This window comes from Lewinella cohaerens DSM 23179, assembly GCF_000379805.1.
GTDB lineage: Bacteria > Bacteroidota > Bacteroidia > Chitinophagales > Saprospiraceae > Lewinella > Lewinella cohaerens.
Map to the genome: position 1 here is coordinate 274,487 of NZ_KB903554.1, position 18,170 is coordinate 292,656.

Below are 18,170 nucleotides of genomic sequence, written 5' to 3' on the forward strand. Positions count from 1 at the left end.
ACCAATGTGTAAAGCCCGGTAGATACTGTTTAAGTTAAGGCTAGTTCCGTGCGCAGGCCAGCAGGCCGGAGCACGCCGCACGAAGGAGGAGGACGAGGGATAGTAACTGCTACGTAGGGCAGGGTTTCAGACCCTGCATGAAGGAGCAGTGGATAGCCCGGTGCCGAGGCACAAAGGCATGGCCCAAAATGAAATAGCTTATACTTACAACTTGCCGTGCCAACGCCGGGAATACAGGTACCATAAAGACCAAAGGCCGACAATGAGCCAGTAGAAGATTTCTACCGCCCAGGCCCAAGCTAAGCTGGTTTGGAAATACTCGACGAGGATGTAGATGTAGGCGAGGTAGAATACGATGCCGTAGGTTTGGATTTTGAGGGCATAAGCAGAGGCTCCTACACCTGAAACACCGCTAAAGACGACACTCCCCAAGGAAAATACAAATAATGTGCCGGCCAAAACGTAGAAGACCGGTATCGCTTTTTGAATAAGCGGGATTCCTTCCTCACCCAAAAATGGCGTCAGAACGGAGTAGGGAAACATTAGAAAAGGAATCGTTATTGACATGGTAACCATTAGCGAAAATATTCCTGTTTTCCAGACAATAGGAATAACTGCTTGGCGCTTTTTGTGGCCGATAAACCCACCTACCAAAGTGCCCACTCCTGCTGAAAAACCCCAGGTGGGAATGGAGAGCACGAGGTAAACCATTTGTGCCAGGATAGTTATTGCCAAGGCTTCTTCGCCCAGGTTTTCAATGATGGCCATAAATAAAAACCAGCTGCCCAAACCAATAAGTGGTTGAGCGACGAGGGGAATGGATATTTTATATTGTTCCTTGATGAGCGCCCAATCGATCTGCGGCCAGCGGAAGATTTGGTATCTACGATTTTCCTTGTCGTAAATCATATACAAGACAAAGGCCACAAAAGCGGCAACTTCGGCCAAGGTAGAGGCTAGTCCTGCTCCTGCAATACCCATTTTGGGGAAACCCCAATACCCAAAAATCAATACATAATCCAGTACAATATTTACGATAGCCAACAAGATTGTATCGTAAATCAGGAATTTTGGCCGAGCAATACCCGTATAAAGCGAAATAAGCGCTACGCCCGTGTAAGAAAAGAAGACCCCCCACTTGCGGGTATGGACATATTCGAGGCTTTTGGAAAATACCACTTCAGAATCGACAAGAAGATCAAAGAGGTAATAGCAACCGTAAGTCATGAAGAGAAAGAGAAACACCGATAGAAACAACTCGAACATGAAAACCGAGTGAAAGGTGCGTCCTGCTTCTACATCCTGACGGGCACCAGCACTGCGGGCGATCAGGATTTGGCCACCACGACTGAAGCCAAAACCAATGGCAGCGACAATAAGGTAGAAGACACTCACAAAGCCAATACTGGCAAAATCGTCTACCCCCAGGTAGAACAGAAAAATCCTATCCGTCAGGGTTATTATATTCTGAGCAGCACTCCCAATCATGATGGGAGCAGAGATCGTTAATATTTGCTTATATGTAGTCCGGAGGCGCATCGGCGCAAAGGTAACTTTAGGATTTCATAGTGAGGGTTAAAAAAAATCTTTTTTAGATGAGTCTACTAATAAAACCGAGCAATGTGCTGCAAAAAGGTGGAGCTTTGCAGCTTTTCCCCTCTTCTTATGCCAAGTGAGTCATTAAGAGATTAACTTTAGTAAACCTAAAGAAGTCCCCATTATTCAACTTACCATCAAAAAACTATGTTAATGAGATTGATTTTCCTATTTAGCGGCTTAATGCTATTATTAACCGCTTGCCAACCCGAAGCAAAAATGACGGACAACAAAGAATCAGTCATGTATCAAAAGATGGATATTGTAGCCCCTGTAGCTACTAAAATCCCGAAAGAACTGACTATTCATGGTGATACGCGCACCGATGATTACTACTGGCTAAATGAACGAGAGAACCCCGAGGTAATCTCGTTTTTGAATGCAGAAAACACCTACAAGGACGAGATGATGTCTCATACGAAGGACTTTCAGGATAAGCTCTTCGAAGAAATGAAAGGCCGCATCAAGGAAGATGATCAGTCAGTACCTTATAAAGACAATGGTTACTTCTACCTCACCAGCTATAAGGAAGGGCAAGAATACCCCGTTTACTCCCGCAAGAAAGGTACGCTGGAAGCCGAGGAAGAGATCATGCTCAACGTCAATGAGCTGGCCAAGGACTTTAGCTACTTCAACGTGGGCAGCCGCTCGGTAAGCCCTAACAATGAGCTACTCGCCTATGGAGAGGACACCCTCAGTCGACGGATATACACCATCCGCTTCAAGAACCTCAAGACGGGTGAAATGATCGAGGATCGGATACCCAACACCACTGGTGGGGCCGTCTGGGCCAATGACAATCAGCACGTTTTTTATGCGGTGAAGGACGAAACACTTCGCCCGGTGAAAATTTTCCGTCACCGCCTGGGGACTCCTAGTACAGATGATGTACTGATTTATGAAGAGCAGGATGATACCTTCTCGGCTTTTGTGTACAAATCCAAATCCAAGAAATACATCATTATTGGTGCTTACCAAACGCTGAGCCAAGAATACCAGGTGTTGGACGCCGACAATCCTACGGGAGAATTCCGGATGATTCAGCCTCGTGAGCGTGGCCTGGAGTATGGTATCGCTCACTTTGGCGACAAGTTCTACATTCGTACCAATATGGATGCGCTGAATTTCCGCCTGATGTCTACGCCCGAAAATGCGACGACAAAGGACAATTGGGAAGAAGTTATTCCTCACCGTAAAGATGTGTTGCTGGAAGGAATGGATATTTTCCAGGATTACCTGGTGTTGAGTGAGCGTAAAAATGGTATCACTCAGCTACGTATTCGCCCCTGGGAAGGCAAAGAGCATTACATCGACTTTGGAGAGGATGCTTACATGGCTTATACCAGCACAAATCCTGAGTTTGACACCGAGGTACTACGTATTGGCTACCAGTCGATGACAACGCCGGCTACGACCTACGATTACAATATGAAAACCAAAGGTATGGAGCTGCTTAAGCAGCAGGAAGTGCTGGGTGGTTTTAATTCGGCGGATTATGTTTCCGAACGCCTCTACGCCAAAGCTCGCGATGGCGTAACCGTTCCTATTAGCATTGTTTACCACAAAGACTTCAAGAAAGACGGTACCCAACCACTGCTGCTTTATGCGTATGGTTCTTACGGTTACAGTATGGACCCTTCTTTTAGCTCTGCACGTCTGAGTTTATTGAATCGAGGCTTTGCCTTTGCGATTGCTCACATTCGGGGCGGAGAAGAGATGGGTCGCCACTGGTACGAGGACGGTAAATTACTAAACAAGAAAAACACTTTCAACGACTTTATTGATTGTGGTGAATTCCTTGTTGCCGAAAAATATGCCGCCAAAGATCAGCTCTACGCTCAAGGTGGTAGTGCCGGAGGCTTGCTGATGGGTGCCGTGATGAATATGCGCCCTGATCTATGGAAAGGCGTAGTAGCTGCGGTACCTTTTGTAGATGTCATTACCACCATGCTGGATGAAAGTATTCCACTAACAACTGGCGAGTACGACGAGTGGGGCAACCCCAACGAAAAGGAATATTACGACTACATTCTCTCCTATTCTCCCTATGATCAAGTAGAAGCCAAAGATTATCCAGCTACGCTGGTGACTACAGGCCTACATGATTCGCAAGTACAGTACTGGGAACCCGCAAAATGGGTCGCCAAACTACGAGAAATGAAGACAGATAAAAACCCCTTACTCTTGCATACCAATATGGATGCTGGCCACGGTGGTGCTTCTGGGCGTTTTGCTCGTCTTAAAGAAGTAGCTCTGCAATATTCCTTCTTCCTCGATTTGGCAGGGAAGAATGAGGTGAAGGGGTAATAGGGGGCGGGTTTCGTGCGGGGTGCGGGGTGCGAACTTTTACACCTTTACACTTTTCCAACCTTTACATCTTTTGGGTGCGAGGTGCGACTTTTCGTGCGGGGTGCGAGGTGCGAACTTTTACACCTTTACACCTTTACACCTTTTGGGTACTGGGTACTGGGTACTGGGTACTGGGTACTGGGTACAAACCTAAAAATAATCCCCCGTTTGGTAGATTCACCAAATGGGGGATTATTTTTAATACAAAGTACTTAATACCTTCCTAGTTCAATACCAAGCGAATACTCAAGTCAAATTCGTCGTAGATAGTATTGTCGCCAAGGTTATCGAAGAAGCTTCCAGAACCGTAGCGAATATCGAAATCAGAACGGTCGATCTGTACATCGCCAGTAGCTACTTGCTGCCCGCCTTCTTCTCCAATATTTACATTGAAACGAATAGGCTTGGTCGTTTCCTTGATCTTCAAATCGCCTGTGATCTTATAAGCACCAGGCGTACCACGGCTTACTACACTGGTAATATTAAAATTGGCCGTTGGGTATTTGTCTACACCAAAGAAGTCGGCTGACTTCAGGTGGCCTTCTAACTTACCTTTGTACTCTCCTTCCAAATCTGTACAATTAATGGTCTTCATATCAATCGTAAAAGAACCACCCACCAATTGGCCATCCTGCATTTGCAAATCGCCAGTATTAATTTTTATCGTTCCTGTATGGGAGCCCAAGACCTTGTACCCCTTCCAGGTAATAACAGAAGTATTAGTGTCTACTCCTACTGTTTCTACAGGACTAGTAAATGCTAAAGTCAAAGCTGCCAAAGCCAAGAAAAGGATGCTGAAATTTTTCATAATCGTGTTTTTTAAAGTGATTTTGATTACAATTGTTTATACAATAAATGTATGTACACTAATTAAAGTTGAATGCAACTACTCTTTTTTTCAAAAAAAGTCTTTTTTTAACACTTCCCGGGATTAGAACTATCTACCTGCTCACCATATTAGATTACTGTTATTGCTTACCTTTATAACAATTTAAACACCTTCCCTCAGTGCCATATGACACGTGACATCGTCAATATCAATGACTACATAATTCTGGTAGAAGAATCTCATGCTCAACAAACAACCATTGATGCCTGCGTTTTTGATGAACCCTTGATCGCAGTTGCTTTTTATGGAGAAGGTGACGTTGACCTAACGGTTAAGTACGGTGATACTCAAAAAGATTACCAACACACCAAAGGACTAGCACTTTCCTTCTATGCTGATGATCATGTTCAATTTATCCATACTATTTCGGCCCTAAAGTCGCTACAGTGTATTGTCGTTGCGACCTCTATTAGCAATTTGCAGGCCTTACCAAATCATGAAGGAGAGTTGTTTACTCAATTGCTTCACGAACTTGTTCATCCCAGTGACCATTTTGTTGAAGGGCCTAATTTTTTCATGTCGCCTGCTATGTTGGGTATTCTAGATCAGGTTTTTAACAATAGCTACGAAGGAAAAACGAAAATGATGTTCTTTCGTAGTCAAATGACGGCCCTATTAGCTCATTTCTTTGGCCATCTGGCAAGTACAAAAACAAGCACCATTAAAGCTCAGGAGCGAGAGAAACTCTATGAAGCCAAAGAGATATTATCGAATAATTTAGAGGCTCCACCTTCTCTTTCTGAATTATCCAAACAAATTGGCCTCAATAGTTTCAAGCTAAAAAAGAATTTCAAAGCCCTGTTCGGAGTGCCCGTTTTCAAATACCTGCAAAATGAACGCCTTACAAAAGCTCATCACCTTTTGAGTAACGAGGATTTGAGTGTTCAAGAAGTTGCATGGGATGTAGGGTATGATAGTCTTAGCTCTTTCTCTAATGCTTTCGCTAAAAAATTTGGGTATCGACCTAGTGAAATAAGAAAATAGCCTACTTGATAAAATCAATAGCTACTTCTCCTATTTTATCCCTTTCGAACAAATAACTATCCTTTTCGAACTAGTCAAATGAGGCAAGTAACCGCAGCTTTGTAGTATCAATTTACGAATACAGAGCACGATGAAAATCCTCCTTCTCAACGGCCTTAGACTATTGGCTGTTTTTGCTTTTTGCACGGCACTTCCTACTTCCAGTTTACCTAAAGACTCCTCTTTAGACTTGCAGGAAAAAGCCTCCTCAGGTCAAAGCGACCTCAAGCAGGTTGCATTTGAGATTCTCGACATTAAATGTAACCATTGTCATCTCAAACAGAACCCTCGCCGGGTCTTCACACCATATAACATGGAATCGTTTGCATCCAATATCTATCAACAGGTAGTGATAAAAAAGCGAATGCCCAAGGGTAGAAAAACCAAGTTAACGGCCGAAGAATACAACAGCCTTGAAGCATGGCTAATCACTCAAATTTCTAAAAACAATTAATCATGGAGTTATCCTATAAAGGAGTGCTACTATTAGTAACCATCCTGTTAACTGGCTTATCAGCGGGCCTATTTTATGCCTGGCAGGTATCTGTTATACCCGGGACAGAAAAAGTTTCTACCAGAAGCTACTTGGAAGTAATGCAGGCTATCAATCGGGCCATCCTAAACCCAGCCTTCTTTACCATATTTTTTGGCAGCCTGTTACTCCTCCTTCTCAGTAGCTACTACTTGTACCAAGCAAACGCAACTATGGCTTTCTATTTGATGCTGTTTGCTGCGCTTACTTACCTGGCAGGAACTTTTGGCGTGACGGTCTTCGGTAACGTCCCATTGAATGAAGAGCTAGACCTTATCCGCATCTCCATGCTGGATATTACCGCAATGGAAGACATCAGGCACTCCTACGAAACAGCATGGAACCGTTGGCATATCATCAGAACAATATTTGCCGTATTGGCCTTTCTGCTTAGCCTTCTTGCAGGCTTTATTAGCAACCCACTTTAGATTTGGTAGCGAGAAAAACGCCCTGATAACGCACGATATTGAAAAAGTACTGGGCAGACAAGCCAAAGATTTTTCAACTTATGTACAAGAAACTGCTGCCACGGGCGTCTGGTCTTCAATTTCCCAAAACCAGCGTGCTTAAGTGTAAACCTAAAAGAGGCCCTCACAGCAGGTTATTAAATATATTCATTGACCTGTTGAGAACGCCTCTTCTTTTAAAGCAAAAGTGCTTTTTACCCTTTACGCCTTAATGCTTCCCGATACAACTGCTCATACTGGCGGGCACTCTGGAGCCAGCCAAAATCTTGTGCCATTGCTCTTTGGATCATCGCATCAAGATGTGGCTTACGATCATAAAAGGTACTTACTGCCCAACCAATAACATCAACAATTGCGCTAGGCGTATTATCTGTGTATTTGAAACCAGTCCCTTCACCTGTGTGCTCATTGTATTGAACAACGGTATCTGCCAAACCACCGGTAGCCCGAACGATCGGTAGGGTGCCGTATTTAAGTGAATACATTTGGTTAAGGCCACAGGGCTCAAAACGAGAAGGCATAGCAAAAAAGTCGGAGCCTGCCTCTATGAGGTGTGCCTTGGGGTTATCGTAACCAATCAGGGTACCTATCCGGCCAGGATACTGTGCAGGCAGCTGCATATAAGCTGTTTCAAGTTGCTTATCTCCTGAACCTAATACGATGAACTGGACCTTCATACGATTAACGGCTCCGTGGATGGCACCGTACAATAGATCAAGTCCTTTTTGATCAGCGAAGCGGCTCACTACGCCTACCAAGGGGATATCGGGGTTAACTTCTAAGCCAAACATTTCTTGCAAAACACGCTTACACTCCGCTTTACCCGCCATGTCTTCGGGCGAATAATTTGCAGGAAGATGCTTGTCGGTAGCGGGGTTCCAGTCTGCGTAATCAACGCCATTTAGAATGCCCACATAAGCATCACCTTTCGCATTGAGCTGGTTGTTCATCCCCATGCCCAACTCAGAACTTTTGGTTTCGAAAGCATAGGTAGGACTCACCGTATTGACCATATCAGCAAAAGCGATACCACCTTTGAGGTAGTTTATGCGGTCGTGGTCTTCGTATTTATCGGAAGTGAAGTTTTCCCAGCCCAAGCCAATATAAGGCCAACGGGTTTTAGGAAAATTACCTTGGTACTGAATATTATGGATAGTAAATATCCCGGCAGCTTTACTCAGAACAGGTTCATTGCGGAACCAGGTTTTCAAATACCCCGGAGCCAATGCCGTTTGCCAATCATGACTGTGTACAATATCCGTTGGCCACTGCTGGTCGATACACAGTTGCAGGGCTGCTCTTGTAAAGAAAGCGTAACGCTCGGGGTTATCATTGAAGTCGCGATTGTTAGCATCATTGTAGATACCGTCCCGCTCATAAAACTTCCAGTTTTCAATAAAGTAAACAGGAATATCTCCTTCAATATAAGCGACATCTACCGCGCACCATTCCTGCACACCGCCGCCCATCCAGACGCCCATAGATTCCTGAAAGCGCTCCATGCCAAATTTAGCAGCATCAATTTTGCTGTATTTAGGCAAGATAATACGTACCTGATGCCCTAAGTCCTTGAGGGCCTTTGGTAAGGCTCCGACAACGTCCGCTAAACCTCCAGTTTTCACAAACGGAACGCCTTCTGAAGCAAGAAAAACAATATTAAGAGGTGCAGACATGGATAGAAGTTATATAGAATGAATGATAAGTGCCTAAATTTAGTGAAACACAATTGTTTTATTACCAAAAGGCAAAATTTTATGTTCCAGCTGTGCCCTAATCGCCTGAGAGAGCACTCTTTTCTCAATGTCTTTGCCTTTGCGTACCAGCTCCCTAGGGTCGTCGCGGTGGCTGACATGAGTGACATCCTGGGCGATGATTGGGCCTTCATCCAGGTCAGGAGTTACATAATGGCTGGTTGCACCAATGACTTTCACACCACGCTCATAAGCAGAATGATAAGGGCGTGCCCCTTTAAAAGCAGGTAAAAACGAGTGGTGAATATTGATGATCCGATTCGGGAAACTGGCACAAAAATCATCTGACAGAATCTGCATGTAGCGTGCCAATACGATGAAATCAACATTAAGCTCTTTGATCAGCTCTTTTTCCAGCGCCTCCTGCTCTGCTTTATTGGCTTTGTTGATAGGAAAAACCTTGAAGTCAATACCAAATCGCTCTGCGATAGGACCTAGTGCTTCATGGTTGGAGATCACTACCGGTATTTCCACATCCCACTCCCCAGAAGAGTAGCGCTGCAAAATATCATAGAAACAGTGAGAAGCCTTCGATACAAAAATCGCCATCCTGGGCTTGCGGTCCGTAAAATGAAGCTGCCAAGACATACCGAATTTATTACCTACCAGCGTAGCAAAGTAATCTTCAATTTTATCAGTACTAATGCCAAAGCCTGTCAACTCCCATTCAACGCGCATAAAGAAATGCCCTAAATTGGGATCAACATGTTGCTCCAACGATATAACATTGCCATCGTTATTGTGCAAAAAATCAGTTACAGCTGCTACCATTCCTTTTTGGTCTGGACAATGAATCAGCAGTACTGCGGTCGCCTGTATCATATATAATACTTATTTGAGGGCGTAAAAATACAATAGTCTTTACAGGAAATTGCCTTTGTGCCAATCATTTTGTAATTTGAAACTTAGAGCTTGTTTTAACCATTAACCCTACATCATGCGTAAATCGTCTCTCTTTATCCTTGGATTCTTTCTTTTCTTTCTTACCTCTCTTATTGCACTTGTTATAGCCTCTAATCGTTACGATGGCTGGGCACAAGTTAAGGTAAGTTCGTTTTATGTTCCCAATGAAACGGCTATTGCCGAATTAGCCAACCAGGATTGGGGAATCCCTTCATCCGAAGATTTTGCTCCGCTGCCCGATTACTTACAGCAAAGTCTCTCTTGGTTATCAGAAGCCCAAGCTGCTGATGGTGGCTGGGGTGCTGGTTTGCATAGTCGGCAAAATGTTCGTGACCCACAGCAAGTAACGACCGACCCGGCAACGACCGCCCTCGTGGCAATGGCTTTTCTTCGATCAGGCACCACCTTACAGCAAGGTGCTTACCGCCCTACCCTGGCCAATGCTACAGAATATTTGATTTCGGCAACCGAGGCCGCTGATCATCAGGCTTTCAATATTACGGAACGCACAGGTACCCAACCGCAAACGAAACTGGGCGCAAATGTAGATGTAGCCCTGGCAGCACAGTTTTTTGCAAGGCTCACGCCCTACCTTAATCATGATCCGATGACCTACCAGCGAGTAACAGCAGCCCTAGACCGATGTATCGCCATGCTGGAAGCCTCTCAGGAAACTGACGGTAGCTGGAACAACCGAGGCTGGGCCACCGTCCTCAATTCCGCAATGGGCAACAATGCACTGGAACTCGCCGAGCGCGTAGGCAGACCCGTTAACCGCGATGCCATGCAGCGGTCGCAGCAATACCAGCGTAGTAATGTTTTTGCTGACGGAAGCGTGAGTACAGAAAGTTCTGCGGGTATACCTCTTTACGCCTTGTGCAGTACACAAAGAGCTACTGCATCTTCGGCAAACACCACCCGACGGGCACTCAGTGAAATGAATCAAACGACAGACACGCTATCTACCCAACTAGCAATAGAAGCACTACGCCAGCAAGGTATTGACGAAGAAGAAGCGGTAACAATGGCTGCCGATTATGTAGCCAATGTACAGGCTGCCCGTCAAGTCCTACGCGACGATGTACAACGCGGTTTCGGTAACAATGGAGGGGAAGAATTCCTCAGCCACATGCTAACCTCAGAATCCTTAGCCGCAATGGGTGGCGCAGAATGGGAAGCCTGGTATAGCCGGATGAACGAATTGTATAGCAATATTCAAAACGGAAACGCTTCCTGGAGCGGTCATCACTGTATCACCAGCCCGGTGTTTTGCACCGCTGCCGTGGTGATGGCCATGACCGCTGATCGGGAACCAAGGGCCTTGATGGCGTTGGGGAGTTGAGTTTATGCTAAAATCTCATACGACCAGGTAATGTCTACCGACTTTTCCAGCATCATAGAAACGGAGCATAATTTCTCCATGCTGAGACGGCACGCACGCTCAGCCTTTTTCTCATCAAGGTCACCAAAGAGCTTGTAGTGAACGTGGATGGCTTTAAAAACTTTGGGGGTAGTATCCACTCGTTCGCCATTAAGCTCAATCTTGATGTCACGTAGAGGTTGGCGCTGCTTATTGAGTAAGTAGATAATATCGATACTGCTACAGCTACCTAGCGCGGCCAACACCATCTGCATGGGGCGCATCGCAAGGTTATGGCCACCAATTTCAGGAGATCCATCCGTATGTACGGTGAGCCCATCTTCGTTGCTCGCCTGCATATGGTAGGCATCGTCTAATCTTTCTAAGGTAACTTTCATGATTCGTCTGTTTTTAACAAAAACACTGAAACTCTAATGTAGGTTGATTATTGGATTTCCAGGGTTCTAGCAAAAAAAGAATTAATTCCTACTAGATTAGTTGACTTTTACATTCCACTCCTTTACATTTGCATTCTAATCGGATTTCTCCGGATTTCTGATTTTATACCGAAGGGTTGAGAGATCGGGCTCAATGAAACCCTGGCAACCTTGCTTCCCCTGAAGCAAAAGGTGCCAATCCCGCCGCCTCAGCGTATTGCTGAGGGGAAATATAAAATCGGGATACAATGAATCATTTTTCGGCCTCAGCGCCACTTCCAATTTTCTCTTTCCGTTCCATTGTCGAACAGCCTGCTATGATAGCATGCTGCTGTTGTTGCTGTTAATTCCGTCCTGCGTATACAGGAGGGCTTTAGTTGTTTACCCCAAAAGGTAGTTGCTACTATTGTCTTCTCTATGCAGGACAGGCTATTGCTATTAATTACCCACAAAAACAATAAATGATGTCCAATCTTAGATTTGAAACTTTGCAATTACACGCTGGCCAAGAAGAAGTAGAAGGTACTACCCGCTCTAGAGCTGTGCCTATTTACCAAACTACCAGCTACACCTTTAAGGATTCTGAACACGGTGCCAATCTCTTTGCACTCAAGGAGTTTGGTAACATCTACACCCGTATCATGAACCCTACCACCGATGTCTTTGAGAAGCGAGTAGCTGCACTAGAAGGCGGTGTTGCAGCAGTGGCTGTTGGTTCCGGACAAGCGGCACAGTTTATTGCGCTGACCAATATCCTCCAGGCAGGCGACAACTTCGTTTCTTCGGCCAACCTTTATGGCGGTACGTATAATCAATTCAAGGTAGCTTTCAAACGCTTAGGTATAGAAGCACGGTTTACCAAGGGAGAAAACCCTTCTGATTACGAACGCCTGATCGACGAAAATACCAAAGCTATCTATTTCGAAAGCATCAGTAACCCCCGCTTCAGCGTCCCGGATTTCGCAGGTATCATTGAAGTTGCGCAACAGCACGATTTGCCCGTAATCGTTGACAATACCTTTGGTGCAGGAGGCTACCTTTGCCAACCTCTAAGGCATGGTGCCAACGTGGTTGTAGAGTCAGCAACTAAATGGATCGGCGGGCATGGCACCAGTATTGGCGGCATCATTGTCGACGGCGGTAACTACAACTGGGGCAATGGTAAATTTCCACAGTTCAGTGAACCTTCTGAAGGGTACCACGGCTTGGTTTTTTCTGATATCTTTGGTGTAGGCGGGCCTTTTGGCAACATCGCTTTTGCGATTCGTGCCAGAGTAGAAGGGCTTCGTGATTTTGGCCCAGCCCTTAGTCCTTTCAACTCCTTTTTGCTTTTGCAAGGATTGGAAACATTGAGCTTGCGTGTACAACGCACAACTGACAATGCATTAGCCCTGGCAAACTGGCTAGAACAGCATCCTCAAGTAGAGCAGGTCAATTACCCAGGGCTTCCCTCCCACCCCAATCACAAAAACGCGCAAAACTTTTTGCAAAATGGTTTTGGTGGAGTTCTGAGTTTCACGCTCAAGGGCAGTCAGGAGCAATCTACTCAGCTGGTTGATAGCCTTCAACTGGTAAGTCACCTGGCCAATGTCGGGGATGCAAAAACACTGATTATTCAGCCAGCGGCGACTACTCATCAGCAGTTGTCGGCAGAAGCTCAGATACAGGCAGGCGTATTGCCCAACTTGTTGCGTGTAAGTGTAGGTATTGAACACATTGATGATATCAAGGCTGATTTCACGCAGGCTTTTGCCAAAATTGGAACGCCTGCAACAGTATAAGTTCATAGAATGGCATAAGGGACTCAATGACAAAGAGAAAGAAGCTCCCTTTTTTGATCTCCAACTTGGGTTACCTTATGTCTTTCTATCATTCTTGGTTTTCTGATCATTTTCAACTCTTTCCTCTATGCAGTATTTGCATTTCGATCAACCTTTCACCTTGGAATCTGGCGAGCAGCTTCCTCGGATCACGATAACGTACCAAACATTTGGCACGCTCCATCCTGCAAAGGACAATGTGGTATGGGTATGCCATGCACTTACCGGAAATAGCAACCCCTTGGAATGGTGGCCCGGACTGGTTGGCAAAGGGGAAACCATTGACCCTGATCGGCATTTCATCGTTTGTGCCAACATTTTGGGTTCTTGTTACGGCAGCACAGGGCCTGATGATTGGCGCCCTGGAACAACAACATCTTACGGCTTGGATTTCCCTAAAATCACCACCAGGGATTTAGCCAAAGCCCATGAATTGCTCGCCATACATCTGGAGATTAATCAAATACAGCTGGGAATTGGCGGCTCTTTAGGGGGGCAACAGTTGGTAGAATGGGCTGTGTTGTTTCCCCAGCGGTTTCGCCACCTATGCTTACTAGCGACCAATGCCCGCCACTCTCCTTGGGGGATTGCCTTTAATGAAGCGCAAAGAATGGCCATGCAAGCTGATGCCAGCTTTGACGACGGTACCAAGGAAGGCGGGCGCAAAGGCTTGGCTACTGCCCGTGCTATTGCGATGCTTTCTTATCGGCATTATCAAACCTATGACAATAGCCAGGCAGAAACAGATGATAATAAAACAGATAATTTCCGCGCCAGCAGTTACCAGCAATACCAAGGTGAAAAATTCTGGCGCAGGTTCAGTCCTCAATCTTATTGGGTACTCAGTAAAGCCATGGATGCACATAATGTAGGGCGTGGGCGCGGCAATGTCGCTAAAGCCTTAGGAAGTGTCACCGCAAAAACACTTGTTATTGGCATTGATAGCGACCTGCTTTTCCCCGTCGCTGAACAATCAGAATTAGCCGAACACATTCCAGAAGCGCGTTTTGAAGTCATTAACAGTGATTTTGGTCATGATGGCTTTTTGACCGAAACCAAGGCCATCAGTAACTTGTTATATGACTTTATGCAAGGTGCATTAATTGGAAGAACCGCTTCGCCAAGGTTGCGAAAAAACGTCGCCTTCAAACAGAACCTTGTTCTTCCTGGCAGTGAAAGTTTCTAGGCGCTAGATGAAATCGTTTGAAGTTGAATGCTTAAGACGTGGCTTGGACTTCAGTCCGAGCGGGAAGATATTGCGATTGTGACCGGACTGAAGTCCAGCCTACGCTTTACCAACCGAACGATTTCATCTAGCGCCAGTTTCTAAGCATTTTTAATAAAATTTCCTTAAAAAAAACCATAATAAATGTCTTTACGATTAGGGGACAGTGCTCCCAACTTCAAAGCAGCAACCACCCAGGGAGAAATTGATTTCTACGATTGGGCTGGTGACAACTGGGTTGTTTTTTATTCTCACCCAGCAGATTTCACGCCTGTTTGTACAACCGAATTGGGTCGTACAGCAGCACTTAAAGAAGAATTTGCAAAACGAGGTGTAAAACCCATCGCGCTCAGTGTTGATCCTCTTACTGATCACCACGAGTGGATCAAGGATATTGAAGAAACACAGGAAGTGAAGATGAACTTCCCCGTCATCGCAGATCATGACCGTAAAGTTGCAGAACTCTACGATATGATCCACCCAAATGCGACGACCAAGGTGACTGTGCGTTCTGTATTTGTGATTGACCCCAACAAGAAGGTTCGTCTAACCCTGACCTACCCTCCTAGTACTGGCCGTAATTTCCATGAGATCTTACGAGTTATTGATTCCTTACAGTTAACGGATAACTACAGTGTAGCTACCCCTGTTGATTGGGAACACGGACAAGATGTGGTGATCTCACCTAGCATTGCAGATGCTGATATTCCTGCGAAATTCCCCAAAGGACATACCAAGATCAAGCCTTACCTACGGACTACGCCACAACCTAATATTGACTAATTAACGCTAATCTGACCGCCGATGGCAGCATTAAACGGTCATTTTACCGCAAAAGCAATACTTCAAGCCCTCGCTATAGAACAGCGGGGGCTTCTTTTTTTAACACTTATACCTATCTTCGAGCCCGAAAAACAGCAGGCAAACCAACTAATTATTTTCAAGCCTGACCTCTAATTAATATCAATACGATTTTATGCGGTATTACCTATTTCTACTTTTGACCCTAGGGTTGGTCAATTATAGTACGGCTCAACAGAGCGATAAAGCACCGGAGTTTTCATTCAATGAATACGATATCCGGACTCAAATGGAATTTCTTGCGAGTGATGCACTCGAAGGCCGTCGCACCGCTAGCCGTGGAAACGACATGGCAGCAGAATACATTGCGGCCCACTTACGCGCCTATGGCTACGCTCCTCCTGCGGGCATGAGCGACCATTTTCAGCGCATTCCTTTTGCGGCAACCCAACCTCCTGTCTCTTCTTCTATGACAGTAAATGGGACTAGCCTACAGGCTGGAAGTGATTTCATCATTCTTTCAGGGCCAGCTGTAACGGCTAAAGCCAAAGGTATTTTTGCAGGCCACGGCTGGGTAGATGCCGAAACGAGCCACGATGACTATGCTGATTTGGATGTGGAAGGAAAAGTTGTTTTTGTTTTGCCTGGCCCTCCAGGAGCAAAAGATCCTAGCAGTATTGTAGGAGCTATGAGTGCAAAGCGTAAACTAGCGGAAGAACGTGGCGCAATAGCATTGGTAGAACTGTACCAACTGCCTTTTCCTTGGGAAATGTTTGCGGGTTACTTCGGCGGAGAATCGCTGCAAGTAATGGAAGAAGAGGAAGAAGAGAGCACCATCACTTACGCTTGGTTAAACAAGGTTGATGCGCTTTCCTTCACGGATATTCAAACGGCCAAAAAACTGAAGGTTCAGCTAAGCTCAACTGGATTTATTCGTAATAAAGTTCAGTCACAAAATGTCATTGGTGTTTTGGAAGGTACTGACCCTGAACTGAAGGACGAGTATCTTTTGATCACTGCGCACTACGACCACGTTGGTGTAGGTAAGCAAGGTGGGCAATACACCGAAACGGATAGCATCTTTAATGGTGCTCGCGACAATGCTTTTGGCACAATCGCTTTGCTCAACACTGCCCGAGCATTGGCAGAAATGCGGCCCAAGCGTTCCATCATTGTTCTTGCTGTAACTGGTGAAGAAATCGGCCTACTGGGTAGTGCCTATTACGCTGATCATCCGCTCATTCCGTTGGATCAAGTAATCTTCAACTTCAACACCGATGGCGCTGGATACAGTGACACCGGAGCAGTATCTATCTTTGGTTGGAATCGTACAGGAACCAATGAGATGCTCGAAGCCGGAGTAGCGCCTTTCGACTTAAGAATCATTGGAGACCCCGCACCAGAGCAAGGCTTATTCGATCGTTCTGACAATGTATCTTTTGCCCGTAAGGGAATTCCTGCGTTGACATTCAGCCCTGGGTTTTCAGAATTTGATGCATCTATCCTAGAGCACTACCACCAGGTGAGTGACGAGGCATCAAGCATCGACTACGCTTATCTAAAAGTTTATTGCCAAGCATTTGCCCATAGCTGCCGGGTGATCGCCAACAGCTCTAAACTACCCGTTTGGGCAGAAGGTGACAAGTACGAAGAAGCGGGGAAGGAGCTGTACAAGAAATAAGCTGCCCGACCCTACGGAGCGGAGCTGCTGCCATCCCTCCTCCTCTACCGATGAACCGGGCCCCTGTGAGCTACGGCCTGCCGGCCAACGCAATAACAATAATTGCAGGTTAAAACACAAACGCGCTGCCCAGGGCATTCCCTGGACAGCGCGTTTGTGTTAAAATTTCGCTTATTGGCAAATCATCGAAGTGCTATTGTTTATATCGCCACGCTTGACGCCTACTACTGAAACACTTAGTGATTCTGTGAGGCTAGGTATTTCAATAAGGTTATCACACCCTGGCGCATCTGCCTCATCAAAACCCCACGGACTCGAAGGGAAAGTGGTATCAATTTGGAGGATCAGTTTACGAATCAGTACCATATCCAACGTTGTGAGGGTACCAGAACCATTAACATCTCCCGCCCATAGCGCGTAAGTCGTTGGCGGATCGATCCCCAAAACCATTCTGGCAATCAATACCAAGTCGAAAGTGGAAGTACCGTTGAGATAGGGGCCTTCTTTAAAGAATCGTAAGGTATAATCCGTTCCGTCAGGAATATTCGTCAGCTCAAAGGTGCCATCTTCTTCACTAAAATCCTGCCGGAGAACCTGGTCATTCTGGTCGATTAATTCTACCAGCACATTACATATCGGCAAGGCGTTTGGTAATACGATATCGCCGCTAATAGTATTTTGTGCAAAGCCTGCGATTGGAAGAAAAACAGCAAGCAAAAGATATTTATAGTTAGTCATTAGATTAGAAGTTTTTGGATGATTATTCACAGTTATTTGCAGAGTTATTGACATCCCCCTTCTTGACACCAATAAAGTTGAAATCCAATAGGTCAGCAGTGAGGGTAAAAGGGAATTCGGTAGCAGGCAGTGTATTGCCTTCGCTGAAGAAAAACCAGTTCTGGCCAGGAAAATCAGTGCTCTGAGCATAGACTACAGACTGGATGATCATAAGATCTGTGATAGAAATATCTCCAGATTCGTCCACGTCCGCAGCAGCAATACTGTAGGGGTTGCCAAAAGGTTGCACATCCAACATATGCTTAGAGATCAACACCAAGTCGAATGTAGAGACGCCATTTAAGGCTGCACCATCTTCTTTGTCCAGGCGGAGCGAGTAATCGACACCGCTGTCCAAACCAGAAAAAGCATACTGACCATCACAATCCACCAACTGAGAGCTGATTACACTTCCATCAGCGGCCAGCAAATCAATGGTAAGACTACCAATCTCTTCCCCGTTAGAGGCTTCAATGACACCAGCTACGGTGAAGGGTTGAGCAAAACTCACAACCGCAAGCAACAGAGGAACTACAAACAAGATATATCGTAACATGAA

17 protein-coding genes and 1 riboswitch are annotated in these 18,170 nt (G+C 45.5%); of the genes, 10 read left to right on the top strand and 7 right to left on the bottom strand.

Annotation, left to right across the window (positions count from 1 at the left end):
• Window positions 1-204: 204 nt before the first annotated feature.
• Window positions 205-1,539 carry an MATE family efflux transporter gene (locus A3EU_RS0119065; RefSeq protein WP_156825826.1) on the bottom strand — a complete coding sequence of 445 codons (1,335 nt, stop codon included), beginning with the start codon at window positions 1,537-1,539 and terminating at the stop codon, window positions 205-207.
• A gap of 210 nt (window positions 1,540-1,749) precedes the next feature.
• Here A3EU_RS0119065 and A3EU_RS0119070 point away from each other — a divergent pair, with 210 nt between their 5' ends.
• Window positions 1,750-3,903: a S9 family peptidase gene (locus A3EU_RS0119070; protein ID WP_020537798.1), complete on the top strand. Its 2,154-nt coding sequence runs from the start codon at window positions 1,750-1,752 to the stop codon at window positions 3,901-3,903.
• A gap of 265 nt (window positions 3,904-4,168) precedes the next feature.
• Here the strand turns inward: A3EU_RS0119070 and A3EU_RS0119075 are convergent, their stop codons facing one another.
• Window positions 4,169-4,753: a YceI family protein gene (locus A3EU_RS0119075; protein ID WP_020537799.1), complete on the bottom strand. Its 585-nt coding sequence runs from the start codon at window positions 4,751-4,753 to the stop codon at window positions 4,169-4,171.
• A gap of 207 nt (window positions 4,754-4,960) precedes the next feature.
• Between A3EU_RS0119075 and A3EU_RS0119080 the strand changes: the two genes are divergently transcribed.
• From A3EU_RS0119080 to A3EU_RS0119090, 3 genes are all read left to right on the top strand, one after another.
• On the top strand, window positions 4,961-5,818 hold the full coding sequence (locus A3EU_RS0119080) for a helix-turn-helix domain-containing protein (protein WP_020537800.1): 858 nt from the start codon (window positions 4,961-4,963) through the stop codon (window positions 5,816-5,818).
• A gap of 130 nt (window positions 5,819-5,948) precedes the next feature.
• Window positions 5,949-6,311 (top strand): hypothetical protein, encoded by a 363-nt coding sequence (locus A3EU_RS0119085; RefSeq protein WP_020537801.1) that lies wholly within the window; start codon window positions 5,949-5,951, stop codon window positions 6,309-6,311.
• Between the two features lie 2 nt (window positions 6,312-6,313).
• Complete coding sequence (locus A3EU_RS0119090) at window positions 6,314-6,817, top strand: anthrone oxygenase family protein (RefSeq protein ID WP_020537802.1); 504 nt, start codon at window positions 6,314-6,316, stop codon at window positions 6,815-6,817.
• A gap of 233 nt (window positions 6,818-7,050) precedes the next feature.
• Here A3EU_RS0119090 and glgA read toward each other — a convergent pair whose 3' ends face one another.
• Together glgA and purU are read right to left on the bottom strand one after the other, a co-directional pair.
• Complete coding sequence (gene glgA / locus A3EU_RS0119095) at window positions 7,051-8,529, bottom strand: glycogen synthase GlgA (protein WP_020537803.1); 1,479 nt, start codon at window positions 8,527-8,529, stop codon at window positions 7,051-7,053.
• A 39-nt stretch (window positions 8,530-8,568) separates the two neighbouring features.
• Entirely contained in the window at window positions 8,569-9,426 is an 858-nt protein-coding gene (gene purU / locus A3EU_RS0119100) for a formyltetrahydrofolate deformylase (RefSeq protein WP_156825831.1), read from the bottom strand.
• A 118-nt stretch (window positions 9,427-9,544) separates the two neighbouring features.
• On the opposite strand from purU, the gene A3EU_RS0119105 reads away from it, so the two are divergent.
• On the top strand, window positions 9,545-10,852 hold the full coding sequence (locus tag A3EU_RS0119105) for a prenyltransferase/squalene oxidase repeat-containing protein (RefSeq protein WP_020537805.1): 1,308 nt from the start codon (window positions 9,545-9,547) through the stop codon (window positions 10,850-10,852).
• Window positions 10,853-10,854: 2 nt separating this feature from the next.
• Here the strand turns inward: A3EU_RS0119105 and A3EU_RS0119110 are convergent, their stop codons facing one another.
• Window positions 10,855-11,268: an OsmC family protein gene (locus A3EU_RS0119110; protein ID WP_020537806.1), complete on the bottom strand. Its 414-nt coding sequence runs from the start codon at window positions 11,266-11,268 to the stop codon at window positions 10,855-10,857.
• A 160-nt stretch (window positions 11,269-11,428) separates the two neighbouring features.
• Window positions 11,429-11,546, top strand: a riboswitch (SAM riboswitch).
• Between the two features lie 222 nt (window positions 11,547-11,768).
• Here A3EU_RS0119110 and A3EU_RS0119115 point away from each other — a divergent pair.
• From A3EU_RS0119115 to A3EU_RS0119135, 5 genes are all read left to right on the top strand, one after another.
• The gene (locus tag A3EU_RS0119115) at window positions 11,769-13,088 is read left to right on the top strand and encodes an O-acetylhomoserine aminocarboxypropyltransferase/cysteine synthase family protein (RefSeq protein WP_245569375.1); all 1,320 of its coding nucleotides are present in this window, start codon (window positions 11,769-11,771) and stop codon (window positions 13,086-13,088) included.
• Between the two features lie 127 nt (window positions 13,089-13,215).
• The gene (metX, locus tag A3EU_RS31085) at window positions 13,216-14,313 is read left to right on the top strand and encodes a homoserine O-acetyltransferase MetX (protein WP_020537808.1); all 1,098 of its coding nucleotides are present in this window, start codon (window positions 13,216-13,218) and stop codon (window positions 14,311-14,313) included.
• Window positions 14,314-14,496: 183 nt separating this feature from the next.
• A complete protein-coding gene (locus A3EU_RS0119125) occupies window positions 14,497-15,135 on the top strand; it encodes a peroxiredoxin (RefSeq protein WP_020537809.1) in 639 nt (212 codons plus the stop codon).
• 21 nt (window positions 15,136-15,156) lie between these two features.
• Complete coding sequence (locus tag A3EU_RS34330; protein WP_020537810.1) at window positions 15,157-15,309, top strand: hypothetical protein; 153 nt, start codon at window positions 15,157-15,159, stop codon at window positions 15,307-15,309.
• A 19-nt stretch (window positions 15,310-15,328) separates the two neighbouring features.
• Window positions 15,329-16,834, top strand: coding sequence for a M28 family peptidase (locus A3EU_RS0119135; RefSeq protein WP_020537811.1), 1,506 nt, complete (start codon window positions 15,329-15,331; stop codon window positions 16,832-16,834).
• 171 nt (window positions 16,835-17,005) lie between these two features.
• On the opposite strand, the gene A3EU_RS0119140 is transcribed toward A3EU_RS0119135, so the two are convergent.
• Both A3EU_RS0119140 and A3EU_RS0119145 read right to left on the bottom strand, forming a co-directional pair.
• Window positions 17,006-17,572 carry a hypothetical protein gene (locus A3EU_RS0119140; RefSeq protein ID WP_026211474.1) on the bottom strand — a complete coding sequence of 189 codons (567 nt, stop codon included), beginning with the start codon at window positions 17,570-17,572 and terminating at the stop codon, window positions 17,006-17,008.
• A 22-nt stretch (window positions 17,573-17,594) separates the two neighbouring features.
• Entirely contained in the window at window positions 17,595-18,167 is a 573-nt protein-coding gene (locus tag A3EU_RS0119145; RefSeq protein WP_026211475.1) for a dockerin type I domain-containing protein, read from the bottom strand.
• Window positions 18,168-18,170: the final 3 nt, after the last annotated feature.